Source organism: Sinorhizobium medicae (assembly GCF_007827695.1).
Lineage (GTDB): Bacteria > Pseudomonadota > Alphaproteobacteria > Rhizobiales > Rhizobiaceae > Sinorhizobium > Sinorhizobium medicae.
This window is the reverse complement of the sequence record NZ_VITA01000005.1, coordinates 305789-332488: the sequence shown is the minus strand read 5'-3', so window position 1 is coordinate 332488 and position 26700 is coordinate 305789. Positions and strand designations below refer to the sequence as shown.

The 26700-nt window shown below is 62.2% G+C and carries 22 protein-coding genes; 3 read left to right on the top strand and 19 right to left on the bottom strand.

Annotation, left to right across the window (positions count from 1 at the left end):
• The first annotated feature begins 181 nt into the window (after positions 1 to 181).
• A complete protein-coding gene (locus FB009_RS11275; RefSeq protein WP_011974265.1) occupies positions 182 to 2572 on the top strand; it encodes a methyl-accepting chemotaxis protein in 2391 nt (796 codons plus the stop codon).
• Between the two features lie 81 nt (positions 2573 to 2653).
• Here FB009_RS11275 and FB009_RS11270 read toward each other — a convergent pair whose 3' ends face one another.
• Positions 2654 to 3598: a nucleoside hydrolase gene (locus FB009_RS11270; RefSeq protein WP_011974264.1), complete on the bottom strand. Its 945-nt coding sequence runs from the start codon at positions 3596 to 3598 to the stop codon at positions 2654 to 2656.
• Between the two features lie 161 nt (positions 3599 to 3759).
• Here FB009_RS11270 and FB009_RS11265 point away from each other — a divergent pair, with 161 nt between their 5' ends.
• Both FB009_RS11265 and FB009_RS11260 read left to right on the top strand, forming a co-directional pair.
• Positions 3760 to 4191: an Hsp20 family protein gene (locus FB009_RS11265; protein WP_011974263.1), complete on the top strand. Its 432-nt coding sequence runs from the start codon at positions 3760 to 3762 to the stop codon at positions 4189 to 4191.
• Between the two features lie 50 nt (positions 4192 to 4241).
• Positions 4242 to 4499 (top strand): BQ00720 family protein, encoded by a 258-nt coding sequence (locus FB009_RS11260; RefSeq protein WP_011974262.1) that lies wholly within the window; start codon positions 4242 to 4244, stop codon positions 4497 to 4499.
• 150 nt (positions 4500 to 4649) lie between these two features.
• On the opposite strand, the gene trmB is transcribed toward FB009_RS11260, so the two are convergent.
• The 18 genes from trmB to mutS all read right to left on the bottom strand — a co-directional run bounded on the left by trmB (position 4650) and on the right by mutS (position 26615).
• Positions 4650 to 5348: a tRNA (guanine(46)-N(7))-methyltransferase TrmB gene (trmB, locus tag FB009_RS11255; protein ID WP_011974261.1), complete on the bottom strand. Its 699-nt coding sequence runs from the start codon at positions 5346 to 5348 to the stop codon at positions 4650 to 4652.
• Between the two features lie 216 nt (positions 5349 to 5564).
• Complete coding sequence (metK, locus tag FB009_RS11250; protein WP_011974260.1) at positions 5565 to 6845, bottom strand: methionine adenosyltransferase; 1281 nt, start codon at positions 6843 to 6845, stop codon at positions 5565 to 5567.
• A 393-nt stretch (positions 6846 to 7238) separates the two neighbouring features.
• Positions 7239 to 7658, bottom strand: a complete 420-nt coding sequence (locus tag FB009_RS11245) for a helix-turn-helix domain-containing protein (protein WP_003527670.1) — start codon at positions 7656 to 7658, stop codon at positions 7239 to 7241.
• Between the two features lie 137 nt (positions 7659 to 7795).
• Positions 7796 to 9391, bottom strand: coding sequence for an apolipoprotein N-acyltransferase (lnt, locus tag FB009_RS11240; RefSeq protein ID WP_024325025.1), 1596 nt, complete (start codon positions 9389 to 9391; stop codon positions 7796 to 7798).
• A gap of 253 nt (positions 9392 to 9644) precedes the next feature.
• Positions 9645 to 10820, bottom strand: coding sequence for a hemolysin family protein (locus FB009_RS11235; RefSeq protein ID WP_011974258.1), 1176 nt, complete (start codon positions 10818 to 10820; stop codon positions 9645 to 9647).
• A gap of 12 nt (positions 10821 to 10832) precedes the next feature.
• A complete protein-coding gene (ybeY, locus tag FB009_RS11230) occupies positions 10833 to 11339 on the bottom strand; it encodes an rRNA maturation RNase YbeY (protein WP_011974257.1) in 507 nt (168 codons plus the stop codon).
• Positions 11340 to 11402: 63 nt separating this feature from the next.
• Positions 11403 to 12458, bottom strand: coding sequence for a PhoH family protein (locus tag FB009_RS11225; protein ID WP_011974256.1), 1056 nt, complete (start codon positions 12456 to 12458; stop codon positions 11403 to 11405).
• Between the two features lie 4 nt (positions 12459 to 12462).
• Positions 12463 to 13881, bottom strand: a complete 1419-nt coding sequence (gene miaB, locus FB009_RS11220) for a tRNA (N6-isopentenyl adenosine(37)-C2)-methylthiotransferase MiaB (RefSeq protein WP_011974255.1) — start codon at positions 13879 to 13881, stop codon at positions 12463 to 12465.
• A 113-nt stretch (positions 13882 to 13994) separates the two neighbouring features.
• The gene (locus FB009_RS11215; RefSeq protein ID WP_011974254.1) at positions 13995 to 14864 is read right to left on the bottom strand and encodes a lysophospholipid acyltransferase family protein; all 870 of its coding nucleotides are present in this window, start codon (positions 14862 to 14864) and stop codon (positions 13995 to 13997) included.
• A 39-nt stretch (positions 14865 to 14903) separates the two neighbouring features.
• Complete coding sequence (locus tag FB009_RS11210; protein ID WP_011974253.1) at positions 14904 to 15407, bottom strand: GNAT family N-acetyltransferase; 504 nt, start codon at positions 15405 to 15407, stop codon at positions 14904 to 14906.
• A 75-nt stretch (positions 15408 to 15482) separates the two neighbouring features.
• Positions 15483 to 16139 carry a tRNA (adenosine(37)-N6)-threonylcarbamoyltransferase complex dimerization subunit type 1 TsaB gene (gene tsaB / locus FB009_RS11205; RefSeq protein ID WP_011974252.1) on the bottom strand — a complete coding sequence of 219 codons (657 nt, stop codon included), beginning with the start codon at positions 16137 to 16139 and terminating at the stop codon, positions 15483 to 15485.
• 219 nt (positions 16140 to 16358) lie between these two features.
• Entirely contained in the window at positions 16359 to 16925 is a 567-nt protein-coding gene (locus tag FB009_RS11200; protein WP_011974251.1) for a NifU family protein, read from the bottom strand.
• Between the two features lie 203 nt (positions 16926 to 17128).
• Positions 17129 to 17620 carry a universal stress protein gene (locus FB009_RS11195; RefSeq protein ID WP_011974250.1) on the bottom strand — a complete coding sequence of 164 codons (492 nt, stop codon included), beginning with the start codon at positions 17618 to 17620 and terminating at the stop codon, positions 17129 to 17131.
• A gap of 52 nt (positions 17621 to 17672) precedes the next feature.
• On the bottom strand, positions 17673 to 18737 hold the full coding sequence (gene trpS, locus FB009_RS11190) for a tryptophan--tRNA ligase (protein WP_011974249.1): 1065 nt from the start codon (positions 18735 to 18737) through the stop codon (positions 17673 to 17675).
• A 90-nt stretch (positions 18738 to 18827) separates the two neighbouring features.
• Positions 18828 to 19217 (bottom strand): VOC family protein, encoded by a 390-nt coding sequence (locus tag FB009_RS11185; RefSeq protein WP_011974248.1) that lies wholly within the window; start codon positions 19215 to 19217, stop codon positions 18828 to 18830.
• Positions 19214 to 20821 (bottom strand): murein biosynthesis integral membrane protein MurJ, encoded by a 1608-nt coding sequence (murJ, locus tag FB009_RS11180; protein WP_011974247.1) that lies wholly within the window; start codon positions 20819 to 20821, stop codon positions 19214 to 19216. The genes FB009_RS11185 and murJ overlap by 4 nt, the downstream gene beginning before the upstream one ends.
• Positions 20818 to 23667 carry a [protein-PII] uridylyltransferase gene (locus tag FB009_RS11175; protein ID WP_011974246.1) on the bottom strand — a complete coding sequence of 950 codons (2850 nt, stop codon included), beginning with the start codon at positions 23665 to 23667 and terminating at the stop codon, positions 20818 to 20820. The genes murJ and FB009_RS11175 overlap by 4 nt, the downstream gene beginning before the upstream one ends.
• A gap of 200 nt (positions 23668 to 23867) precedes the next feature.
• Positions 23868 to 26615: a DNA mismatch repair protein MutS gene (gene mutS / locus FB009_RS11170; protein WP_127580665.1), complete on the bottom strand. Its 2748-nt coding sequence runs from the start codon at positions 26613 to 26615 to the stop codon at positions 23868 to 23870.
• Between the last annotated feature and the right edge of the window lie 85 nt (positions 26616 to 26700).

The window sequence follows — 26700 nt, the reverse complement described above, 5'->3', positions numbered from 1 at the left end:
CAGTGTTGGCCGGATTTTAATCTTTGATCGTTTAATCAGATCAGCGAGCAGGCCAGCTTCGGTTCGGCCGCTCCTCCATGCCGGTCGGCATCAGGTGCTCCATGACGGAGCTTCACCCACAGTTTCGAATATGTCGCGCCGCGGGCTCACACCTGCGGACCTCTCAGTACGTGAGGATATCATGTTCAAGTTTCGAGCCAGATCGCTGGCGACCAAGCTGATCGCGGTGACCGGGGGCACCATCGCCCTTGTGCTGCTCTCGTCCAATTTCGTTCTCATCTCCCAGACGCAGGACCGTGTGGAAACGCTGGTCTTCGACGGCGCGAAAACGGAAGCGCGCGCGATTGCCTCGGACATCGCGGGCAGCGTTGGCGAGCTCGCCGCCGCTGCGCGCACCATGTCGGGCGTGCTTGGACGCGGACATGGTGGGCAGTCGACCGACCGCGCCGGCGCCATCAACCTCCTCAAGGCCAATCTGGAGCAGCATGCCTTTGCCTTCGGCAGCTGGTTCGCCGAAGAGCCCAAGGCCTATGATGGAAAGGACATCGTCGGCAATAGGGAGCTCGGCGGCAATAACGAGGGCGCGTTCACGCCCTATTGGTCGAAGGACCGCAACGGCAATATACAGCTTTCAACCTTCAAGGCAGACTATTCGGCCGAATGGTACAGTCTTGCGGCGAAGAGCGGCAAAGGATCCATCACCCAGCCATATCTCGCCGAGGGCACCGATGTCCCAACCACGATGACGTCGATCGCCTATCCCGTCGTTTCGAACGGCAAGATGATCGGCGTCTCGGGCGTCGACATTTCGCTCGCCACCCTCGCCGACCGCCTCTCGGCGATCAAGCCGTTCGGCTCGGGCCGGGTCTATCTGCTATCGCAAAGCGGCAAGTGGCTCTCCGCGCCGATACCCGAGCTCTTGATGAAGGAATATGACGGCGAAGGCGCCGAGGTCGTGAAGAACGCCCTGTCGACGGGTGCCGCCGGCATGGTCGGGAATCTGCAATATGACGGCAATGAACCATTCGACCGCGTGGTGTTTCCGTTCAGTCTGCCCAATGTGAACGCAAACTGGGTCGTGCTTGTCGACGTGCCCCGCACAGCCATCAATGCGCCTGTACAGGACCAGACCTTTATGATGATCGTCGGCGGCCTGGTGGTCCTCGGCGCGGTTCTCGCCGGTCTTTATTTCGCTGTTCGCCGCTTCGTCCAGAAGCCGCTAGCCGGTCTGGTCCGCGATGTCGAGACGCTCAGTGATGGAGAATATGGCCAGCCGATTTCCGGTCAGGAACGTTCCGACGAAACCGGCGCCGTAGCCAGATCGCTCGAAGGGTTCCGTCACCAGCTGGCCGACAACAGGCGGCTCGAAAGCGAGGCCCGCCACGAGAGGGAACAGGCGGAGCTGGAACGCAGCCGGTCTGAAACCGAACGCAGCGAGGCCGGCGCGCTTCAGCGCGACATCGTCGCTCGTCTCGGCAAAGGCCTGTCGCACCTCGCCTCGGGCGACCTCGCCTTCCGCATTTCCGGCGACTTTCCCGGCGAATACGCGCAGTTGAAGCAAGATTTCAACGCGACGATGGACAGCCTTGAAGAGACGATCCGCACCGTCAATCACTCCGTCGTCAACATCGGCAGCGGCACCGGAGAGATCTCAAGTGCCGCCAACGACCTGTCGCATCGGACGGAACAGCAGGCGGCCAGCCTCGAGGAGACTGCAGCAGCCTTGGACGAGCTGACGTCGCAAGTGAACGCCAGCGCCGAAAACGCCAAGATCGCGGCGAAATCCGTCGAGGTGGCAAGCGGCGACGCCGAACAATCCGGCGAAGTGGTGCAGAAGGCGATCGCGGCCATGCACGGCATCGAGCAGTCCTCCCATGAAGTCAGCCGCATTATCGGCGTCATCGACGAAATCGCCTTCCAGACCAACCTTCTGGCGCTCAATGCCGGGGTGGAAGCGGCCCGCGCCGGCGAAGCCGGGAAGGGCTTCGCGGTCGTCGCACAGGAAGTCCGCGAACTCGCGCAGCGCTCGGCGAATGCAGCAAAGGAGATAAAGACGCTGATCAACACGTCAGCCGGACAGGTTCGCGAGGGGGTCGACCTCGTCGGGAAGGCGGGCGGCGCGCTCGAGAAGATCGCCGAGCAGGTGGTGCAGATCAATGGACTTATCCGCCAGATCTCCAGCTCAGCCTCTGAACAGGCAGTCGGCCTGAAGGAGATCAATTCTGCCGTAAACCAGATGGATCAGGTGACGCAGCAGAATGCGGCCATGGTGGAAGAAACGACCGCCGCGAGCATGGCGCTGAACGACGAGGCCCGCGCGCTCTCCGCCCTGGTCGCCCGCTTCCAGGTCGCTCCGCAAACAGCGCAGTCCCAGGCACCGGCCGAAATGCTGCGCGGGACGGCCGCGCGGATGCGTGCGGCGGAACCCCCTGCGCCGCGCCAGGCTTCTACGGCAGAGAACCGTTCGGCAACGGCGCCGCGCAATACCGCCTACTCGACTTCGACGCAACGCGGGCTTGCCAAGACTTCCGGATCCAGTGCACTCGCACAGGACAATTGGGAAGAATTCTGATCCCCAACGGCTTCGGACTTCCAAACGGCGCCTGAACTCATCGGGCGCCGTCATCATCTCCCAGACGGGCGTGCTTGCCTCTCAGATACGCGCGATGCGTTCGGTCAAAAGCTCGAAAAAACCCTCGTCGTCGATGTGCCGCATGACTTTGGCATTGTGCGCGCGGCCGGTGACCTGCCACCAGTCGACCACGGTCATACCGGTGGTGAGCGGCGACGCCGTTTCGATCTCGACATTGCAGTCCCGGCCGGTGAAAAGCTCGGGCCTCAGCAGATAGGCAATCACCGTCGGATCATGCAGCGGCCCGCCATCGGTGCCGTATTTTTCGATGTCGAACCGCTCGAAGAATTCGAGCATTTCCGCAAGGGCGACTGCCGCCGGGCTGCCGATGTCGCGAATCTTCTCAACGCGCGCCTTCCGTGTGAGAACGCGATGGGTAACGTCGAGAGGCATCATCACTATGGGGATGCCGGAGCGGAAGACGATCTCGGCTGCCTCCGGGTCGACATAGATGTTGAATTCCGCCGCCGGCGTTATGTTGCCGCCCTCGAAGAAGCCGCCGCCCATCATCACGAGCTCGCGAACCGCCGGCGCGATCTCCGGTGCCTTCGTCAAGGCCAGCGCGATGTTCGTAAGCGGACCGAGCGTACAAAGCGTGACGGCACCCGGTGCCTCCTCACGCAGCGTTTCGACGATGAAATCGACGGCGTGTTGCTCCTGAATCGGCATCGTCGGCTCGTCGAGTTGAGGACCGTCGAGCCCCGTCTTGCCGTGAACATGCTCGGCGGTGACAAGCGGGCGGGCGACCGGCCGCTCGGAGCCTGCGAAGATCCGGACGTCGGTCCGGTTGCAAAGCTCGCAGACTATCCGAGCATTGCGCGCCGTCAGCGTCAGCGGGACATTGCCGGCGACGGTGGTGATGCCGAGGACGTCGATTTCTTCCGGGCTGCCGAAAGCGAGCATGATTGCCGCTGCGTCGTCCTGACCCGGATCCGTGTCGATGATGATTTTTCTCGCGCTTGACACTTTTCATCTCCCTGCCGGACCATCGCTCTCGAGTGAGAGACTATGATTTGCGTGGGCGCCTAGGCAAGCGGCTTGCACTCATTGCACACAGCCACCATATTGCTGACAGGATGCTGCTGGGCAGGTCCGACATGGTCGCTTGAGCTGCAAGGGCTTGGATAATGAGCAGAATAACGCCTTTTACGAGCCCGCTTCTGGTGGGTTTCGACAGCATGGAGAAGACCCTTGAGCGCATTGCCAAGGGCAATGACGGTTACCCTCCCTACAACATCGAACGCATTCGCGGCGATTCCGCCGCTGGCGCACCCGAACGCTTGCGGATAACACTCGCCGTCGCGGGTTTCTCCGAGGAGGACCTGGACGTGACGACCGAGGAAAACCAACTCGTCATCCGCGGCCGCCAGATCGAGACGGGCGAAAAGGAATATCTCCATCGTGGCATCGCCGCCCGGCAGTTCCAGCGGACGTTCGTGCTGGCAGACGGGATGCAGGTGCTTGGCGCCGAATTGCGCAACGGCCTGCTTGCGGTGGACCTGGTGCGTCCCGAACCGGTCCGTATGGTAAAGAAAATTAATATTTCGGTCCCAGAATAGGATAACCGGCGGGATTTCTATCCTGCGGCCGGCGACCACGGAGCATGACCATGGGACTGAAAGCCATCAAGACATCGCTGTCGAAGAACGACCTTGCGCATCTTGGCGCAGGCGAGGTCGGCTATATCCGCAAGATGCGTTCTGAGGAAGTCTCCCGTTGCTTTCCGGAAGCGCCTGAAATGGGCCCTGGAATCGATCTATGGGCCCTGTTCGGCGCCGACGGCACGCCTATCCTGCTGACGGACAACCGTTCCAGCACCTTTTACAAGGCGGCCGAAGACGAACTTCGCACGGTCAGCCTGCATTGAGTGGATAAAAACTGCCCCTCTCCCCGCAAGCGGGGAGAGGGGGTGCTGCGCCCGCTCGGGTTCCGATGGCAACGCACGTGCCCTTCGCCCCTCCTGCGGGGTGAAAGTGGCCGCCAGACCGGATGAGGGGCCAAACTCCAGTGGCCAAGCTCAACTGCGCCGAAAGCTCAAATAGGCCGAACTGCGCCCTTCCCTGCGCGCCTTCGCTTCGTAGCGGGTGCTTGGCCATCCGGCAAAGGGTGCCAGCCAGTCCGCCGCTCCTGCCGCCGTCCATTCGAAGGCCGCGTGGTCACGGCAATGGATGAGCGTCCAATTGATATAGCTGTCGATGTCCGAGGCGAAGCAGAAGACACCGCCGGGCCTCAGGATGCGTGCGAAGCGGTCGAGGTTGACCTCGGAGACGAAACGCCGCTTCCAGTGCTTCCGTTTCGGCCAGGGGTCGGGATAAAGCAGATCGATCTGGTCGACGGATGCCGCCGGCAGCCAATCCAGCACCTGCGTCGCGTCGTCGTCATGGAGCCGGATGTTGCGAATAGCCTTCGCCTCGATCTGCCCGAGCAGTTTCGCCATCGAATTGACAAAGGGTTCCACGCCGATAAAGCCGGTGGCGGGATCTTCCGCGGCGCGATGGATCAGGTGCTCGCCGCCGCCAAAACCTATCTCCAGGCGAACGCGTTCGACGGACACGGGAAAGAGTTCCTTCAAATCGGCCGGAGCCGCGTGTTCGAGGTCGATCTTCAATTCAGGCAGCAGGTTTTCGAGATGTGCCGCCTGGCGTTCCCGCAGGGGTTTGCCCTTCCGGCGACCGAAGAAGGCCTCCGTCGCTCTGGCACCGCGCGTTTCGGTCATGTCGTTCTTCCCTGGGCACTTACCGGAACAGGGTGAACCATCCTTCGTTCGGAAGTGCGTCGTTTCAAAAGGGTGCTGCGTTACGGTGTTTTACCGGAAGCACAATGAAGGCGGACGTTCCTCCCGGAGCGCCCGCCCTGATCGATGCCGCGCCTGATAATGGCGGCTGCGCTATCTTCAACGGCCCTCTTTCCGAAGCTGCCTCACCCGCGGCCCTCAGGCTGCGCGGCTTGCCGCTCGTCCGTTGACGGCCGAAGAGTCGCTCTCGATTGCTTCTTTCAGCGGCTTGACCAGGTCGAGCTTTTCCCAAGAGAACGACCCGTCGCGGCCTGCCTTCCGTCCGAAGTGACCGTAGGCCGAGGTCTTTGCATAGATCGGCCGGTTGAGGTCGAGATGGCGTCGGATGCCGGTCGGCGACAGGTCCATCGTCTTGCGGATTGCGTTCTCCACCTGATCTTCCGAGACCTTGCCGGTGCCGTGCAGGTCGACGTAGATCGACAGCGGCTGGGCGACGCCGATTGCGTAAGAAAGCTGTATGGTGCAACGCTCGGCAAGACCCGCCGCCACGACGTTCTTGGCAAGATAGCGTGCGGCATAGGCCGCCGAGCGATCGACCTTGGTCGTGTCCTTGCCGGAGAATGCGCCGCCGCCATGCGGGGCAGCACCGCCATAGGTGTCCACGATGATCTTGCGACCGGTAAGACCCGCATCGCCGTCCGGGCCGCCGATGACGAATTTGCCGGTAGGATTGATGTACCAGGTGCAGTCGTCGGCGATCTTCAGGTCTCCCAGCGCTTCGTGAATATAGGGTTCAACGACGGAGCGAACCTTGGCGGAATCCCAGCTATCGTCGAGATGCTGCGTGGAAAGAACGATCGAGGTGACTTCGGCCGGCTTGCCGTCTATGTAGCGTACCGTCACCTGGCTCTTGGCGTCCGGACCCAACTTTGCGACCTCGCCTTCGCCCTTTTTGCGGGCTGCGGCAAGCAGGTTCAGAATGCGGTGCGAATAGTAGATCGGCGCCGGCATGAGCTCGGCGGTCTCGCGGCAGGCATAGCCGAACATGATGCCCTGGTCGCCGGCACCTTCCTCGCCCTGCTTGTCCGATGCGTTGTCCACGCCCTGTGCGATGTGCGCCGACTGGAAGTGCAGAAGAACGTCTATCTTCGCCGTCTTCCAATGGAAGCCGTCCTGCTCGTAGCCGATATCGCGAATCGCCTTGCGGGCGGCAGACTTGAACTTCGAGGGATTGATGACATCGTTGCCGTTCTTGTCTTTCTTCAAAAGACTCGGCGGCAGGCGGACCTCCCCGGCGATGACGACGCGATTGGTCGTCGCCAGCGTTTCACAGGCGATGCGCACAGTCCAAGGATCGACACCGGTCTTCGCCGCTTCGCGGTAGACCAGATCGACGATTTCGTCGGAGATACGGTCACACACTTTATCCGGATGACCTTCGGCTACGGATTCACTCGTGAACAGGTAGTTTGCGCGCATGCGGGAAGTCCCCTCAATGAAAAGAAGCGGTCAAACGTTTAGTGGTTTTGCCGGCGAAAAACAAGCACACAACGACATAAATATATCTTTATATCGGCATCGCTGCGATGTTCCCCTTTCGGTAAACGCACGCTTGGCGGGAATCATCGCCCGGAATCAGCAGACCCACACACCGCACAGCCGTCGGATGAAGCATGCGCGTGTCTCGATCGAACGGGCGGGCGCCCCTTCTCGCAGGGCAGCATACGAAAGAAGCGGCTCGACGCCGCTTCTTTCGTGCCGGAGATCACGATGTTCCTGGGTCGGGCTGACTAAAACATGAACGTGATCGATTCCAAAGAGTTGAGACGCGGAGCACGGGCTGAAAGCCGCACGCACATCCCCTTTGGCGGCCTATTCGCTTTCCGCCTCGGCGGCCAGAGCCTTTACGAGGTCGACCAGCTTGCGACGAACCTTCGGGTCGGAAATCTTGACGAAGGCGCGGTTAAGCTGCAGACCTTCCGAGGATGAGAGGAAATCAACCACATAATTGGAGCTCGACGCCTCGGCCATCCCCGGCCCGGTGCCGCCGCCATCCCCCGGCGCATCCTCGAAGAAGAACGATACCGGCACATTGAGTATCTGCGATATGTTCTGCAACCGGCTCGCGCCGACGCGGTTCGTGCCTTTTTCGTACTTCTGGATCTGCTGGAAGGTAATCCCCAGACTCTCGCCGAGCTTCTCCTGGCTCATGCCAAGCATCGTCCGACGAAGGCGAATCCTGCTACCGACATGAATATCGATCGGGTTCGGCTTCTTTTTATTCTCAATCATATTCGCCTTCCTAAACACGCTGTTATTATTGTCCAACAACCTAGAATTGTCTTCTTTTGCGCCACAGCAACCCCGGCGCGCTCGGCGACAGATAAGGGTTGATGAAGCATTCACTATGCAATTTTGGGGGTTTTACGTCAATTCTTCCTAATATTGAAACCAAAACGCGAGAATGATGCAACTATAGATAGAATAGCCATCGACAACCAAAAAATCCGGCTGCGCGTCGGGACGTCCGTTAGCGTAGGCAGTTTTCCCGGCAGAATTGTGTCTAAAACACCCCTGTAATTGTAGCCTAATACTAACACTAAAACACCACGTGCATCAACAACTGCTGAAATACCAGTATTCGCAGCGCGGATCATGGGAATTCCGGTTTCAACCGCGCGGAGCTGCGCCTGATGGAAATGCTGGCGCGGACCTGGCGTGTCACCGAACCAGGCATCGTTGGTGACATTGAGGAGCACGTCGGCGAGGCGCGCATTGGCGTCCACCTCATCGGCAAAGATCGCCTCGTAACAGATCATCGGGTAAAGTCTTCTGCCGCCCGGCAAAGTGAGCACAGGGCGCATCCTGGCTGCCGAGAAGCCGCCCGGCATCGAAGCCGCGATGGAACTCAAGCCCCAGGACGTCAGCAGGTCCTCGTAGGGGAGATATTCACCGAACGGCACCAGATGCACCTTGTCCGCCGCGCCAATGATCTGGCCCCGGTCGTCAATAACATAGACAGAGTTATAGTAGCGCGACGGCAGCCCGGCGCCTGCATCCTCGGCCCTGACGGCGCCGGCGACGAGTATCTGCCCATCCTTGAGAACCTCCGCGATCCGCGCCAGCGCGTCGGGATTGTCGGTGAGGATGAAAGGGATCGACGTTTCCGGCCAAACGACGATGTCCGGACGCTTGCCGCCACCTTGAACCGGGGCGGCCGTCAATGAGAGGTGGTCCTCGAAGATCGAGGCGCGCTCGCGGTCGTCGAGCTTTTTGGCCTGGTCGATGACCGGCTGTACGACGCGTACCGCCATTTGCGGTGCAGCCGACGGCGGCGCCGGCTGAGCGAGCCGGTAGAAGCCGAATGCGATATGCGCCGTAAAGAGCGCTACCGCGATGGCAAGGCCGGTGCGCGCGCCCTTGCCCGTCCAGATCAAAGCAGGAGCGGCGAACACAAAGACGGCCAGCATGTTGATCGTTGAGAGATTGACGACGCTTGCCGACTGCATCATCAACGGCATCGGCATGGCCGCATAACCGATGGCATTCCACGGAAAGCCGGTAAAAACAAAACCGCGGAGCCATTCGGCGATGCCGAAGCCGAGCGCAAGGGCAGCGATCCGGCCCCAGCCGTCGGACCAAAGACAGCGGGCAATGACGACCGCCAGCGCGTAAAAAACCCCGAGAACGGCTGGAAGGCCGACGACGGCAAGGGGTATCGCCCAGGCGAACGCGTCCGCTTCGACCAGGAGCGCATTGCCCAGCCACCAGAGACCGCCCAGAAAATAGCCGAAGCCGAAGGACCAGCCGATTGCGGCGGGCTGCCTCAGCCGCCGGAATGCGCCGTCGGAGGGATCGGGCGCCACCCCGTCGATCAGCCAGACGAGGACTGGAAAAGAGACGAAAGCCGCCGCGAAAATGCCAAATGGCGGCTGGGCAAGCACCGCCAGGAGGCCGGCGAGAAAACCGACGAATGCCCGCGACACCCCGGAGAGAAGTATGATTCTGCCTGCCAGTCTTTCCATTGAACCTCCAGTCGGCGCCGGTCGTGGGCAAGGCATCGTGCGGACCCTGTCCTTGAAACGGCTGCGATTCAAGGACACACGCAGCCGACCGAATCAATCGGCGGCAGTCTTCCAAAAAAGTGGCTGCTTGTCCCGTCCTGAAGGAGGGCCGCCGATGCACCTCATCGCCCGTGCACTTCCCGACCGGGAAAAGGGCCGCGTCGCTCGGGATCAGCACGTCCGAAGGATGACGCATCTTTGACGCCGGCGGGCACTATTCCAACGAAGCCGGAGGCCGGACACCGGCGCCCGTGGCGCCGGTCGTGGCAAACGCCTCTGGCAGCGGCTCCTTCTCGACCTTCGGCGGGCGGCGGCGCGAAGACGGGCGCTTGCGCATGATCCTGACGCGTTTGACGCGACGTGGATCCGCATCGAGTATCTGGAACTCGAAACCGGGAATCGCCTGCACCACCTCGCCTCGAACGGGAATCCGGCCGAGCGATGCGAAAACGAGACCGCCAAGCGTATCGACGTCCTCGAGTTGCTCGCGTACATCGAAGTCCGGCCCGACCGCCTCGGCGATTTCCTCCAGCTCCACACGAGCGTCGGCGATGAAGACGTCGTCGGAGCTGCGCGCGAACATCACCTCCTCGTCGTCGTGCTCATCCTCGATATCGCCGACCACCATCTCGACGATGTCCTCGAGCGATACAAGACCGTCCGTCCCGCCGTATTCGTCGATGACGAGAGCCATCTGAATGCGCGCAGCGCGCATGCGCTGCATGAGATCCGAGGCAAGCATCGACGGCGGCACGAACAGCAGCTGACGGATGATTCCCGCCTCCTCGACCGTCTTGTCGAGGTCAACGCGAGAGAGATCGAAACCCGGCTTCTGCTGTCGGGGGGCCTTTTCGGGCTTGTCGCCATTCGTGGTCGTTGCGGTCGTCGGCGCCGTTGGAGCTTTGCCGTTGCGGCGCCGGTTGCGCGCCTGCTTGGCCACATAGGCAAGGAGATCGCGGATGTGGACCATGCCGCGGGGATCGTCGAGCCCTTCGCTGTAGACCGGCATACGCGAGCGACCAGACTCCTCGAAGAGGGCCATGAGTTCGCCGATGGTGATGTTCTGGTCCACCGCCTCTATGTCGGCTCGCGGAACCATCACGTCTTCAACACGAACCTCGCGAAAGCGGAGGATGTTGTTGAGCATCGCCCGCTCTTCGGGCGAGAAGGCCGCATTGCCTCCGGTGTCGGTCATCAGCGCGTCGGCAAGATCCTCGCGCAGGCTTGATGGACTCACACCGCGCAACAGGCGCGCGGCACGGCTCCAGAAGGATGATGTGGATTTGCTGCCCTCGGATCGGGCGGCGGTACTACTACCGGCCTCGGCGTCGCCGGAGGCTTCAGCCTCCTCGGTCGCGACAGCGGCCGGCTCTGTCTTGAAGTCGCTCATTGTTCCAAACTGTCAAACCGGGGGAAGGTCCCCGTAGGGATCAGATAGGCCAAGACGCGCCAAAATGCGAGTCTCCAACCGCTCCATTCTCTCCGCTTCGTCGTCTTCGATATGATCATACCCGAAAAGATGCAGGAATCCATGGACGAGAAGGTGCGTCAAATGCGCATCGAAAGGCTTTTCGAGCTCCGCCGCTTCGCGCCTCAAGGTCTCGTGGGCCACCACAATGTCGCCGAGCATCAGGCCCGGCATCTTGCCTGGCGTCACAGGAAATGCGGGAAACGACAGAACATTGGTCGGCTTGTCCTGGCCTCGCCATTCCGCATTGATTGCTTTGATCGATTGATCGTCCGTAAAGACAAGCGACAGCTCAGCCGCTTCCGCCGAAAGTGGCTGCCTCTCCTCACGCGCGAGAAAATCGGCGGCAGCCTCGAGAACGACCTCGGAAAAAGACTGAAGCTCGTCCTCGGGCGGCCAGTCGCCCGCCTCGACGCTGATCTGAATGTCCAATGCCGTCATCGTCGACCGCCCGCGATCCGAAAAGCGAGGCTCCTCTCCGGGTAAATCACGCAATAAACAAGATCAACGATCGCCCTGCTCGCTCTCGTCGTGAACCGCCGTCTGGCTGTCATAGGCTCTGACGATCCGCGCCACCAGCGGATGGCGGACGACGTCGGCGTCCTTGAAGCGGATCACCGAGACGCCCTCTACTCCCTTGAGTATCTGCAGCGCCTCCACCAGGCCCGACTTCACGCCGCGCGGCAGGTCGACCTGACTCGGATCACCCGTGATGATCATCCGGCCGTTTTCGCCCAGACGCGTCAGGAACATCTTCATCTGCATCGATGTCGTGTTCTGTGCCTCATCCAGGATAACGGCGGCATTGGCGAGCGTGCGCCCGCGCATGAAGGCAAGCGGCGCGATCTCGATTACACCTGCGGTGATTGCCCGCTCCACCTTGTCGCCCGGCATCATGTCATAGAGCGCGTCATAGAGAGGTCTGAGATAGGGATCGACCTTCTCCTTCATGTCGCCCGGCAAGAAGCCGAGACGCTCGCCCGCTTCGACCGCCGGCCTTGAGAGAATGATACGGTCGACTGCGCCACGCTCCAGCAGCTGGGCGGCATGAGCGACGGCAAGGTAGGTCTTGCCGGTGCCGGCCGGGCCGACGCCGAAGACGAGTTCCGACCGCTCCATCGCGCGGATATAGGCATCCTGCATCGGAGTGCGCGCAACGATGGTCTTCTTGCGCGTCGAAATCTGGGCCATTGTCAATTTGGCTTTGCGCTCCATCGTCGGCAACTGTAGCTGATCGTCGGCGGCGACCGCCATGCGGATCGCCCCTTCGACATCTGATGTATCGATCGAAGCGCCACTCTGCAGCCTTCCGTAGAGATAGTCGAGAGCGCGGCGCGCCTGATTGGTGGCAACCACGTCACCGGAGATTGCGACGGAGTTTCCCCGCGGTCGGGCATCGATGCGCAACCGCTCTTCAAGCAGCTTCAAATTCTGGTCGAACTGGCCGAAGAGTTCGCTCGCAAAGCGGTTGTTCTCGAAGGTGAGCACGAAGTGATTGGCGTCCGTCGCGGATGTCTTCGACTGGCGCGGTGAGGAAGAAATCAGTTCGTGTCCGTTCAAGCGGTCAGCTCCTTGCTTCCGTTTCCCCGATCATCTCGGCAAACAGGCTGTTCGGCCCGGCCTTGGTGATTCGCACTCTGATAATGTCACCGATTTGCGATGCTTTTGCATCAACATTCACGGGCTGCAGCCATGGCGAGCGACCGACGAGCTGCCCGGGCATGCGGCCCGGCTTCTCCAGCAGCAGGTCGATCTCGCGGCCGACGCAGGCTTCGGCGAAGCCGCGCTGCTGCTTGATGAGCAAAGCTTGCAATATTTCCAATCTCTTCGCCTTCACGTCCTCGGGAACCTGTTGCTCGAGTTCGGCGCCCGGCGTGCCGGGACGCGTCGAGTACTTAAACGAAAAAGCCTGTGCATAGTTCACGGCATCTACAAGGCGCAGCGTATCCTCGAAGTCCTCATCGGTCTCGCCGGGGAAGCCGACGATGAAGTCGCCCGAAAGCGCAAGGTCCGGCTGCACCGCTCGAATGCGCGCGACGAGCGCCAGATATTCGGCTGCCGTATGGCGCCGGTTCATCGCCTTCAGGATACGATCCGAGCCTGACTGCACCGGCAGATGCAGATAGGGCATCAGCTTCGCCATCGACCGATGCGCCTCGATCAGGCTGTCGTCCATGTCGCGGGGGTGGCTGGTGGTGTATCGCAGGCGCGCGAGCCCCTCGATCTCGCCGAGACGCCGCAAGAGATCGCCGAGCCCCCATTCGCGGCCGTGCGGACCGGCACCGTGCCAGGCGTTGACATTCTGACCGAGCAGGGTGATTTCGCGCACGCCGCCCTCAACGAGCTTCTCCGCCTCCGCGACGATCTGTGCCACGGGACGTGAGACTTCCGAGCCGCGTGTGTAGGGAACGACGCAGAAGGTACAGAACTTGTCGCAGCCTTCCTGTACCGTCAGGAAGGCCGTAACGCCGCGCGCACGAGTCTTGGCCTTGTCTGGCGCCGGCAAATGGACGAACTTGTCCTCGATGGCATAATCCGTTTCCACGATGCGCTCGCCGGTGCGGGCCCGCCTCAGCGCTTCCGGGAGGCGGTGGTAGGTCTGCGGCCCAATGACAAGATCGACTGCAGGCGCCCGGCGGAGAATCTCCTTGCCCTCGGCCTGGGCGACGCAACCGGCAACGCCGATCAGCATCTCGCGGCCCTCGCGCGCCTTCGCCTTCTTCAGGTCACGCAGGCGGCCGAGCTCCGAATAGACCTTCTCTGCGGCCTTTTCGCGAATATGGCAGGTATTGAGCAGGACAAAATCGGCCTCTTCCAAGACATCGGTCGCAACATAGCCGTCGCGCGACAGCGCATCCGACATGCGATCGGAGTCATAGACGTTCATCTGGCAGCCGTAAGTCTTGACGAAGACCTTGCGCGCCGGGACGTTCAGGTCGCCCGCTTCGGGCGACGTCGGCAAAAGAGCGGTTTCCTGGGTCATGCCGGCTCTTTAGTGCATAGCGCCCCAAATTTGAAGCATTTTCGGGCCGGTAGGGCGCCGGTCGATATCAACCGTCGTTTCAGGGTGATCCCTGAATGAGGCAATTGCGAGTGCTACCGCGACCTTTGCACGTCTGACGAGACGCCCGGCACGGCAGGGACTGCGGGAATCGGTTCGCCCTTCGCGGTGGATCGGGAGCGCCCCCGCAGCCGGTCCGACAGCATCCCGCGAATGCGCTGCTCGATGATGCGGCTCACCTCCTTGCGTTTGGTGTGCCGGTCAAAGTCCACCGCCTCGCCGAAATCGACGTCGACCTCAAGAGCGCCCTCTCTCAGCACGCCGAGAAGGTGCGGGAGCAGGCCGATGTCGCCCGGCCAGGCGGCGATCGGACGATAATAGCGGCCCATCGGCATTCCGTGGATGCCGGTATAGGAAATCGCAAGCGGCTGGACGTGGACCGCGCCCGTCGGCGATTGCGGGACGGCCGATGCGGCGGCGCCGAACAGCGAGGATTTGATGTCGAGCAGCCGGTTGCCGTCGGAAGTCGTTCCTTCGGGGAAGAGCACGACGATTTCCCCGTCGGCGAGCCGCCGTCCGATGTCGTTGACCTGATTGCCCGTGGTGCGCTTCTGCTCCCGTTCCACGAAAACCGATGCCTGAAGGCGGGCGAGAACCCCGAAAATCGGCCAGGACCTGACGTCCGACTTGGCGACGAAGACGACGTCCGCCACGGAGGAAAGCACCAGGATGTCCTTCCAGGACACGTGATTTGCGCTTAGGAGCAAGGGGCGGCGGCGATCGAGCTCGCCATGGACGCGCACGCGCAGTCCAAGCAACAGGCAGGCGACACGATGCCAGTAGCGCGGCAGCCAGCGTCGGGGCCTCAGATCGAGCCAAAGACAGAGGATCTGGACCGGCATCAGCACCAGCGAGATCATGACGAGCAGCATGCCGCAAAGCGCGACCCGCACCCAATTGATCATCCGCAGGCACCTTCCAGCTCTCGCGTTCAGTGGTGCGATCTATCGAAGATCGAGCCGCATGACAAGCGCCGCGCTGCGCTCGCCCGGCCGCGCCTGATAATAGGCCTTGCGCTCGCCTACCTTGTGAAAGCCGAGCTTTCCGTAGAGCCCGATCGCGGCTTGGTTCGTCTCGTCGACTTCCAGGAAGAGTGCCTCGGCCCCCTTCGAGGCGGCCTCCCGCATCGCCGCCTGCATCAGGCGCCAACCCAGACCGGAACGCGAAAATCGCGCATCGACCCCGATCGTCAGTATTTCGGCTTCGCCGGCAACCGCCCGCGACAGCACGAAGCCGCCGAAAGCGGGGCGGAACCTTCCATTGGCATTGGTCTGGCGCGCAACGAATCCGAATACCGTCTCCTGGCTCAGCAACCCGTGTATTTCGCCGTCGCTCCAGGCAGAGGCAAAGCGCTGGCGGTGCAGTGCCGCGGCGGCGCCCAGATCTGCCTCTTCAAGCGGGAAAATGTCGAATTCTGTGCGGCGGGTGAAGTAGTCGGTAAGGCTCATCAGGGCGCTTCTTGGACGTTTTAGGAGATATGATTGGCTGAAGATAACCGGGCGAATATGCTCGGCTTCTTCCGGTCAGGCGCGGACCACCGCGAAGCCAGCCTGGGGTTTGGCATCCGGCCCGCGCAGATAAAGCGGCTTCGCAGGCGCCGAGGCCGGATCGGCCATGGCGCCCAGCCGGGCGAGCGTCTCCATGTCGACCTCGTCAGGCTTTCCGCCCGCGGCACCGGTGACGGCATGAGCACCGGAGCCACAGATGATACCGGCAAATCCGGAAAAGCGCAGGCGCGCTTTCTCGACGGACAGGATTTCAGCCTCGCCTTGCGGCCGTCCCGAGGCATCGAAAGCCTGAAGGTAAACCTCTTCCCGCTTCGCGTCGATCACGGCGAGCACCGGCTGGCCATTCTGTTTCAGGCTTTCGCTTTCGGCAACGGCCCGAAGCGTGGTTATGCCGACTGCGGGCTTTGCGAGGGCCAGAGCGAGGCCGCGCGCAGCGGCAACGCCGACGCGGATTCCGGTGAACGATCCCGGACCTGTCGTCACGGCGATGCGGTCGATCTCGGCAAGTTCCCGACCCGAGGCGCTCAAGGCCTCATCAACGAATTCCATAAGGCGTTCGGCATGGCCACGCCCGATATCCGCGCCCGCACACGCAAGCAGCTTTCCTGCGCCACCGTCATAGACCGCAGCGAAACAGCCGGCCCCGGATGTATCTATGGCAAGAACAAACATTTCAGCCGCGGCCTCCTCCCCTGCACCCCAAGCGGTACGACTGCGTGGGCAGCCGCATTGCGTCACCAAATCGACGCGGCACTTCGGAATCACATTTGTGATTTTATCCCAAAAACCACACCGGTATAAGGAAAACGGAAAACCTATAAGGAAAATAACCCTAGGCTGACCGAGGGGCGCGGGCTGAAAGGCAGTTACCGCGCCTTGAACCGCTTCGGGTCAAACGGATTCGACCGATTCGACTTCCGGAACGAAGTGACGCAGCAGGTTCTGCACGCCATGTCGTAAGGTCGCGGTCGAGGAGGGGCAGCCGGAGCATGCACCTTTCATGTTGAGGAATACGGTTCCGTCCTTGAAGCCGCGGAAGGTGATATCGCCGCCGTCCTGGGCGACTGCCGGTCGTACGCGCGTCTCGAGCAGTTCCTTGATCGTCGCGACGATTGCCTCATCCCCCTCGTCGAAGAATTCCTCATCCTCGTCGAGCTGTTCCGCCCGACCGGCACCCGACATGATCGGTTGCCCCGACATGAAATGCTCCATGATCGAGCCCAGGATTGCAGGCTTCAGGTGCTGCCACTCCTGCGCTTCCTTGCTCACGGTGATAAAGTCATAGCCGAAATAGACCCCGGTAATGCCGGGGATCGAAAAGAGCCGGGCTGCAAGCGGCGATCCTGCAAGGGCCTCCTCTTCGCTGCGGAATTCAGCGGTGCCGTTCTCCATCACGACCTTGCCCGGCAGGAACTTCAAAGTGGCCGGGTTCGGCGTCGCTTCGGTCTGGATGAACATGTCTCACTCCATTCTGCCGGGAGCGCTCCTCGACCGGCTCTTTAGAATTGTTCCAAAAATATAGGAGCCTCGGGTGTGGCCCGCAAGGCGTAATAGCGCCGCATGTATGTTTCCTTTTATCGTTTTCCATCGATGGGCAAAACATGCGGCAAGTAAAGTGCTGCCGCGCACCATGCGCGGCGGACCGGAACGCCGGCAGGAGGTCAGGTCAGTGCGTCAATTTCCTCATCCGTCAAAAGGTCGGGAATGACGGTGACGGGGATCGGGAAGGCAGCAGCTTTTCCCGCGATGGACGAAACGAGGGGGCCCGGTCCCTCCTTGGCTGATCCCGCCGCAAGCACCAGAATGGCGATGTCCCGGTCCTCCTCGATGGCGGCGTGAATCTGCTCGGTGGCGATGCCCTCGCGAATGACGATCTCCGGTTCGATGCCGATCCGTTCGCGCACCGTCTGCGCGATTTTGGCCAGGGTCGATTCGGCTTCCTGGCGCGCTTCGGCCCGCATGATCTCCTCGACCCCCAGCCATTGCTGGAAGTCGCCGTCGGCAATTACGTAGAGCAGCACGAGGCCGCCATTGGAGTTCTTGGCCCGCATGCCGGCATAATGCACGGCGCGTTCGCATTCGGGCGTATCGTCGATCACCGCCATGAACTTGCGGCGATGACCTTCCAGTCGTGAGAGTCGCGTTGAAACCATGCGCCGAACATTACAACGCCGCGCGGCGCCCGCAAGGTCTCATTTTCACCAACTACTGCAAAAAGCCGATGATCTCGCGGACCTCCCGCATTGTTTTTTCGGCGCGCTCCCTGGCCCGCTCGCCGCCCTTGCGCAGGATAGCGTCGATATGCGCGGTATCGCCCATCAATCGGCGCATCTCGCCCGTGATCGGCGAAAGTACGGTCACGGCCAGATCGGCCAGGGCCGGTTTGAAAGCCGAGAATTGCTGCCCGCCGAACTCGGCAAGCACCTCGTCCTTCGACCTGTCGGATAGCGCCGCGTAGATACCGACGAGATTTTCGGCCTCCGGCCGCCCCTTGAGACCGTCCGCCTCGCTCGGCAGCGCGTCCGGATCGGTCTTGGCTTTGCGGATCTTCTTCAGGATCGTGTCGGCATCGTCCATCAGGTTGATGCGCGACAAATCGGATGGATCGGATTTCGACATCTTCTTGGTGCCGTCGCGTAGTGACATGACGCGCGGCGCCGGACCGCCGATCAGCGGCTCGACCGGCGGGAAATAGGCATGGATCGGCTCTTCGCCGACGACGATGTCGACGCCGTAGCCGCGCGCCCGGATATGCGCCATGAAGTCGATGTTGAACTTCTGGGCGATGTCGCGGGTAAGCTCCAGATGCTGCTTCTGGTCGTCGCCGACAGGCACGTGGGTGGCGCGATAGACGAGGATATCGGCTGCCATGAGACTCGGATAGGCAAGGAGGCCGAGCGAGGCGTTTTCCCGGTCCTTGCCGGCCTTGTCCTTGAACTGTGTCATCCGGTTCATCCAGCCGATGCGGGCGACGCAGTTGAAGATCCAGGCGAGCTCGGCGTGCTGCGGCACGGCCGACTGGTTGAAGACGATGTGCTTTTCGGGATCGATGCCCGATGCGATGAAGGCGGCTGCGATCGACCGGATCTGGCCCCGCAGGTCCTCATGCACGAGCTGCGCCGTGATCGAGTGGAGATCGACGACGCAGTAGATGCAGTCGTTGTTGTCCTGAAGGGCGACGAATTTCCGGATCGCGCCCAGATAATTGCCGAGATGCAGGTTGCCGGTCGGTTGAACGCCGGAAAATACGAGCGGCTTGAATTCGGTCATGTCGTCCTCAATCGGGCTTGTGGAGGGCCCGTCTCCAGTTGATATCCGCCGCGCTTATGCACGGCAGCACGGGCGCAATCAAGAGGCGGGTCACGCCGGCTGCAGGAGATCCCAGCGATTGCCGAACGGATCGGTGAACACTGCGACAATTCCGTATGCCTCGTATCGAGGCACTTCGAGGAATTCGACGCCGGCGGAAAGCATTGCAGCGTGATCGCGCGCAAAATCGTCGGTAAAAAGGAAGAAGCCGACCCGGCCGGCGGTCTGATTGCCGATTGCGGCGCATTGCCTTTCGCCCTCGGCCCTGGCGAGCAGGAGAGCGGTCTCGGCCGCGCCCTTCGGCCGCACGACCACCCAGCGCTTGCCGCCGCCGGCATCCGCGTCCTCGAGGAGATCGAAACCAAGCCTTTCGCAGTAAAAGGCGATGGCCTCGTCATAGTCGGGCACGACCAGGGCCACGCGGGCGATCGTCTGTTTCATTGTTCATCGCCCGCTTTGCCCGCCGGCTCGGCGGACGAGGCCGATGCACCCCGTTTGACGCTCCGGCGCACCATCGAGAGGCTCGCGCCGCCGATCCCGAATGCGACCGCGAAATAGATTACCATCGCGCCGGCGATCAGCCCGCAAAGGGTAAGGGCGCGGGTCGCAAGCGATGCGGCCGAAGAAAGCGGAAATGCGAGCCAGTCTATGGCGAAGATCAATGCGGCCGCCATGACTGCAGCCGCGATCACCAGACGAGGGATCCTTGTCAGCAAAGCGATGTCGCGCCCCCAGTGCCCGCGCCAGACGAGCGTTGCGAAGAGGAGAAGCGCATTCACCCAGCCCGCGGCGATTTCGGCCATCGCGATGCCGCTCGCTGCCAGCACCGGAAAAAGCGTGAGTGCCAGGGAGACATTCACAGCGACAGAAATTCCGGCGAAGATCATTGGCGTGCGCGTGTCCTCGCGGGCGAAGAAGCCGGGTATGAAGGCCTTGATCAGAACGAAGGCCGGCAGGCCCAGACCGTAGATCGCCAGAATACGCCCGACGGCGACGGTCGATTCCGGCGAGAACTGGCCGCGCTCGAAGAGGAGCCTGACGATCGGCTCCGACATGACGAGCAGTGCCGCGGCGGCGGGGAGCGTCAGGAACAGGGTGAACTCGACGGAACGGTTCTGCAGGTTCGCCGCCTCGTTGATATTGCCTCCGCGCAGAGCGCGCGCCAGCTCGGGCAGAAGTACGGTCGCGACGGCGATGCCGACGACGCCGAGCGGCAGCTGATAGATGCGGTCGGCATAGACGAGCGATGAGACGGCCCCCTCCTTTGCCGAGGCTATATTGGTATTGATCAGCAGGTTGATCTGGGTGATGCCGCCGGTTATCGCCGCGGGGAGGGCCAGCACGAGCAGGCGTTTCACGTTCGCGGTCAGCCGGGGCCGGCGGAAGCCGATTCGGATGCCGGCATTGCGAACCGCGATCCAGACGATCGCGAGCTGAACCAGCCCCGCGGCCAGCACCCCCCAGGAGAGGGCGCGGCCGACCGCAACCGCGTCCTGGCCGCTATACCAGGCGTAGGCCAGCACGCCGATCAGGATGAAGTTCAAAAAGACCGGCGCGATGGCTGCCGCGAAATAGCGGTGCAGCGAATTCAGCATGCCCGCCATCATCGCCGCCAGCGACATGCAGGCGAGATAGGGAAACATGATGGTCGCGAAAGTCACCGTGCTCTCGAACTTGGCCGGATCACTGGCAAATCCAGGTGCGATCAGTTCCCCCACGATGAAAGGCATTGCCAGTTCCATGGCGATCGTCAGCAGAAGAAGAACGGTGAAAAGAACGCCGAAGACCTCCTCGGAAAAGCGGCGGGCGCCATCCATGCCGCTCGCCTCGATCTCCCTGGCGAAAAGGGGCACGAAGGCCGAATTGAACGCCCCCTCGGCAAAAAGTCTGCGGAAGGTGTTCGGCAGCCGGAACGCCGTGTTGAAGGCGTCGGCGACCGGACCCGTGCCGAGCGCGGCCGCCATGAAGGTTTCCCGGATGAAGCCGAAGAGCCGGCTTCCGAGCGTGGCGCCGCCGACCGTCGCGAATTTCTTGAGCAGACTCATGTTTCGGCTTTTGTCGCTTTGGAACCATGGGATGCGCGTGGCACAGGCGTCGGCGCGATGATCCCCGAGGGCATGCGCTCGCGGGCTTCGTCCACCTCGCCCGCCAGCACCGCCTTGAGGCGAGCCGCGATGTTCATCTGCCGGTTTTCGCTGGTGATCTTGGAGCCGACCAGGTCGGTGACGTAGAATGTATCGATCACCTTTTCGCCGAAGGTGGTGATATGGGCCGACGCAATGTCGAGCGACAGGTCTGACAGGACCGCGGTCACTTCGGAGAGAAGACCCGTCCGGTCGAGGCCCTCGACCTCGATGACGGTGAACTTGTTCGACAGCGCGTTGCTGATCGTTACCTCCGGCGTCACGGTGAATGCCCTGCTGCGCTTCTTCGAGCGCGTCCGGCTTGCGATCACGTCGGGCAGTTTCTTGCGGCCGGAGAGCACGTCCTCGATCAGTTTGCCGATGCTCGCCGCACGACGCGTCTCGTCCTCGGCGACCGAGAACTCGCGGTTGACGAGAATCGTGTCCAGCGCCCGGCCGTCCGAAGTCGTGTGGATCTGGGCGCCGACGATGTTGGCACCCGCAGCAGCGCAAGCGCCGGCGATGACGGTCAGCAGGCGCGGATGGTCCGGCGACAGCACCGTGATTTCGGTTATGGCGTGGAAGTCATGGGTGCGCACCATGGTCGCGAGCGTCCTGCCCGCAGCATCCGCCTCGCGGATGAAGGCCGCATGACGTACCTGCTCGTCGAGCGCTACGGTCAGGAGGTAGGGCTGGTAGTGCAGTCGCACATAGGTCTGCCGCTCCTCCTTGGGCCAGTCGGCGAGCGCCTCCTCCAGCATGTCGGCGGCATGCTTCGCCCTCTCCTTGCGCGACAGTTCCGAAAAGCCGCCGGAGAGCAGGAGCTCTGTCTCGTAATAGAGCGTCCGCAGCAGCTGCCCCTTCCAGCCGTTCCATACGCCGGGTCCGACCGCGCGGATATCGCAGACCGTCAGGATGAGCAGCATCTTCAGCCGCTCGAGGGATTGAACCCGCTCGGCGAAATCGACGATGGTTTTGCGATCGTTGAGATCCCGGGTCTGCGCGACCATCGACATGGTCAGATGTTCCTCGACCAGCCAGACGACCGTCTCGGTCTGTTTCGGCGAAAGCCTGAAACGCGGGCAAAGCTTGCGGGCGACCTTTGCGCCGGCCACCGAATGATCCTCCGGGCGTCCCTTGGCGATGTCGTGCAGCAGCACCGCGACATAAAGGGCTTCGCGATCCTCGATGGCCGGCATCAGCATCGCCGTCAGGGGATGCGCCTCCTCCTCAAGTCCCCGCTCTATGCGGGAGAGAACGTCGACCGCGCGCAGAAGATGTTCGTCCACGGTATAGTGGTGATACATATTGAACTGCATCATCGATACGATCTTGCCGAATTCCGGAATGAAGCGGCCAAGAACCGCCGCCTCGTTCATTCGGCGGAGGATCAGTTCCGGATTGCGGCGGGAGGTCAGGATAGACAGGAAAAGCCGGTTCGCTTCCTCGTTCTCTCGCAAATGCGGTGTGATCAGGCTGAGGGAGCGCGTCACCTGCTTCAGCGCCGCCGGGTGAAATTCGAGCCCGTTGATATCGGCGATGTGAAACATGCGCAGCAGGTTCACAGGGTCGCGCTTGAAAACGTCAGGGCTCGCGAGCGCGATGCGCCCTCCATCGTCGACGAAATCCAGCGTGCCGGGGATTTTGCGGACACGATTGCGGAAGCGGCTGATCACGCCGGAAATACCGGGGGCGTCCTTGGCCTGCTGATCTTCCAGAGCCGAGCAGAAGATGCGCGTCAGGTCGCCGACATCCTTCGCCACGAGAAAGTAATGCTTCATGAAACGTTCGACCGCCGAAAGGCCGGGGTGATCGTGGTAGCCGAGCGCTTCGGCTATCTCGCGCTGGATATCGAAGGAGAGGCGTTCCTCAGCCTTGCCGGTCAGGAAGTGCATATGGCAGCGCACCGCCCAGAGAAAATCTTCCGCCTTCTGGAAGAGCTTGTACTCCTGCCTCGAAAGCACGCCGAGCTTGACGAGATCGGCGGAATCCTTGACCCGGTAGAAATATTTCGAAATCCAGAAGAGCGTGTGCAGATCGCGCAAGCCGCCCTTGCCTTCCTTGACGTTCGGTTCGACGAGGTAGCGCGTGTCGCCCGCCTTGCGATGTCGCTCGTCGCGTTCGGCGAGCTTGGCGGCAATGAATTCCGGGCCGGTATTGCGGACGATCTCATGGTCGAAGCGCGTTTCGAGCTCGCTTGCCAGGGCGACGGAACCGCAGACATAGCGGCATTCGAGGATCGCTGTCCGGATGGTCATGTCGGCCCGCGACAGGCGAATGCAATCCTCGATCGTGCGCGTCGCGTGGCCGACCTTGAAGCCAAGGTCCCAGAGAATATACAGCATGAACTCGATCGCCGGCTCCGCCCAGACCGCCTTCTTGGCAGGAAGGAGGAAGAGGAGGTCGATGTCGGAACCGGGTGCAAGCGTTCCGCGCCCGTAACCGCCGACAGCCGTGACGGCTATCCGGGAAGTCTCAGGGGCTTTAGCGGCGTCGAATACCTGGTTCAGCACGAAGTCGTGCAACAGCGTAATGAGTTGGTCCTGAAGCCACGAGATGCGCTCAGCGCATTTTATTCCTGCGCCGTCAGCGGCGAGCAATTCGCGCGCCTTGGCGCGGCCCGCAATATTTGCCTCCTTGAAGGCCGCGAGCAAGGCCCGGCGCATTGGTTCGCGCTGTTCGGCATGAGCGGAGGCGATGAAGTCGCACCTGGCCCGAAGCGCCGCCACATCCAGGATTTCGGGAAAGGAGGTTTCGTGTCTGGCCATGAAGTGCCGAAGGGCGTCCTGTCCGACTGAGATCACGATGTTTTCCTAAAACATGAACGTGATCGATTCCAAAGAGATAGACCGGGATGCGGGCGGAAAACCGCACACACTTTTCCTCATCCCGCTCTAGATCATTCGTTGCAAGCGCCGCTGTATAGCCCGTTTGCCGGCCGAATAACAGGGAAAATAGCGGCGCGAAATCAGCGGTTGGAAAGCTGCTTCTTGAGCGCGTACAGCGCGTCGAGCGCCTCGCGCGGCGTCATGTCGTCCGGGTTGAGCGCCTTCAGGGCCTCCTCCGCCCTGGAAAGTCCCGGTGCCCTCGCCGCCTCCTCGCGCCGGACCGCGACCTGGAACAGCGGCAGGTCGTCGATCAGCTGGCTCGCCGGATTTTTGCGGTCCGCGTCTTCAAGCTTGGCGAGAACGTCCCGCGCGCGGGCGACGACCGACGCCGGCAAGCCGGCAAGCCGGGCGACCTGGATTCCGTAGGAGCGGTCGGCTGCCCCTGGCCCCACTTCATGCAGGAATATGACGTCGCCGTCCCACTCCTTGACGCGCATGGTCGCGTTGGAAAGCCGGCCGAGTTTTTCGGAAAGCACCGTCAATTCGTGGAAATGGGTCGCGAACAGCCCGCGGCAACGATTGACCTCGTGCAGATGCTCGACAGCCGCCCAGGCGATCGACAGGCCGTCGAAGGTCGCCGTGCCGCGGCCGATCTCGTCGAGGATCACCAGCGAGCGGTCGGTCGCCTGGTTGAGAATCGCAGCCGTCTCGACCATTTCGACCATGAAGGTCGAACGGCCACGCGCGAGGTCGTCCGATGCCCCGACGCGTGAGAAGAGGCGGTCGACGACGCCGATATGCGCGGCGGATGCAGGCACGAAGGACCCCATCTGCGCCATGATCGCGATCAGCGCGTTCTGCCGCAGGAAAGTCGACTTGCCGCCCATGTTGGGGCCGGTGAGGAGCCAGATCGCGCCGCCCTCTTCCCCACCGGGCGGGGAAAGGTCGCAGCCATTCGCGACGAAGGGATTGGCGGCCTGGCGTCTCAACGCCTGCTCCACCACGGGGTGGCGGCCCCCGTCGATCGCGAACATGCGCGAGCGGTCGACGGCGGGGCGCGTATAGTTCTGCTCCTCCGCAAGCACCGCCAGTCCGGCCGAGACGTCGATCGTCGCCAGCGCCAGCGCCGCCGCTTTGATCGCTTCGGCCTCGGCGACCACCTCGCGCGTCATGACCTCGAAAGTCTCGAGTTCGATCGCCAGAACGCGGTCCGCGGCATTGGCGATCTTGGTTTCGAGCTCCGCCAACTCGGTCGTGGTGAAGCGCATGGCGTTCGCCATGGTCTGGCGGTGGATGAAGCGGGCACGGCCCGCATCCGTATCGATCATGGCGCCGGCATTTCCGGCGGTCACCTCGATGAAGTAGCCGAGCACGTTGTTATGCTTGATTTTCAGCGACTTGATTCCGGTCTCTTCGCAATATTGGAGCTGAAGATCGGCAACCACGCGGCGCGACTGGTCGCGCAGAGCGCGCATCTCGTCGAGTTCGGCGTTAGCACCTTCGCGGACGAAACCGCCATCGCGCTTCAAAAGCGGCAATTCCTCCGCAAGGGTCGCGTCGAGGCGCGCGAGGAGGTCCCGCGGCAAGCCCGCGATCGCGTCACGCGCTTCAGCCAGTTCCACCGAAAGCTCGGCACCCGAGAGAAGCGCCGCGATCGCGACCGCGGCCCGCATGCCCGCCTGTATGGCACCGAGATCGCGAGGGCCGCCGCGGCCAAGCGCGAGCCGCGACAGGGCGCGCGGCATGTCCGGCGCCCTGCGAAGCGCATCGCGAGCGTCGGCCGTGAAGCGCGGCTGGTCGGCCAGCATTTCGATGGAATCGAGCCGCCGATTGATCCGTTCCGGGTCGGTCAGGGGTGACATCAGCCGTTCGGCCAACAGCCGGGCGCCACCGCTCGTCACCGTACGGTCGAGCGACTTGAGCAGGCTGCCGTCGCGCGAGCCCGACAGCGTCTTGGCGAGCTCCAGATTGGCACGGGTTGCCGGATCGATGAAGAGGGTCGAGGCGGCGCTTTCCCTTTCCGGTATGCCGAGCGCCGGGCGCTCCTGGAGCTGGGTCTTTTCGACATAGGAGACTGCCGCCGATGCGGCGGCGAGCTCCGCGCGCGAGAAACTGCCGAAGCCGTCGAGCGTCCCGACGCCGTAGTAGCGTGATATCCGGCCTTCCGCCGTCGCACTGTCGAAAAGGATGGCCGGCTGCGGTACCGCGACCCGCCCGAGCACGTCGAAAACGGGCCTGAGATCCGGATCGTGGAAGACGGTATCCGGCAGGATCAGTTCGCGTGGTTCGATGCGCAATATGTCGGCAAGAAGCCGGCTCTCCGCGGTCTCGGCGAGGCGGAAGATTCCCGTCGAAATATCGATCCAGGCAAGCGCATAAGCGGGCTCCGAGCCGCTCCTGATGCGCGCGAGCGCCATGAGATAGTTTGATTCCGAGGGCGAGAGCAGCTTGTCCTCGGTGATCGTTCCCGGCGTTACGAGGCGGACGACATCGCGGCGCACGACCGATTTGCCGCCGCGCTTCTTCGCCTCGGCAGGGTCCTCCACCTGTTCGCAGACCGCGACGCGATAGCCGAGCGCAATCAGCTTCTGCAGGTAATCGTCAGCCGCATGCACCGGCACGCCGCACATGGGGATTTCCTGCCCCATGTGCTGTCCGCGTTTCGTCAGCGTGATACCGAGTGCGCGCGAGGCCTCGACCGCATCCTGGAAAAACAGCTCGTAGAAATCACCCATGCGGTAAAACAGGAGCGAATCCCGGTTGTTCGCCTTGATCTCGATGAACTGTTCCATCATCGGCGTGGCGGTGGAGCGGCTCTCTTCGCTCGCGAGATCGGACACGGAAAGGACGTCGCCCGTTCGGTTCGATGCATCCATCAGGAAATTCATGATTGTTCCAAAAAAAGAGATGTCACACTACCCGCAAGCATTTATAGACGACAACAACAAAGAGGCAGACCGGGAGGGTCGCCCA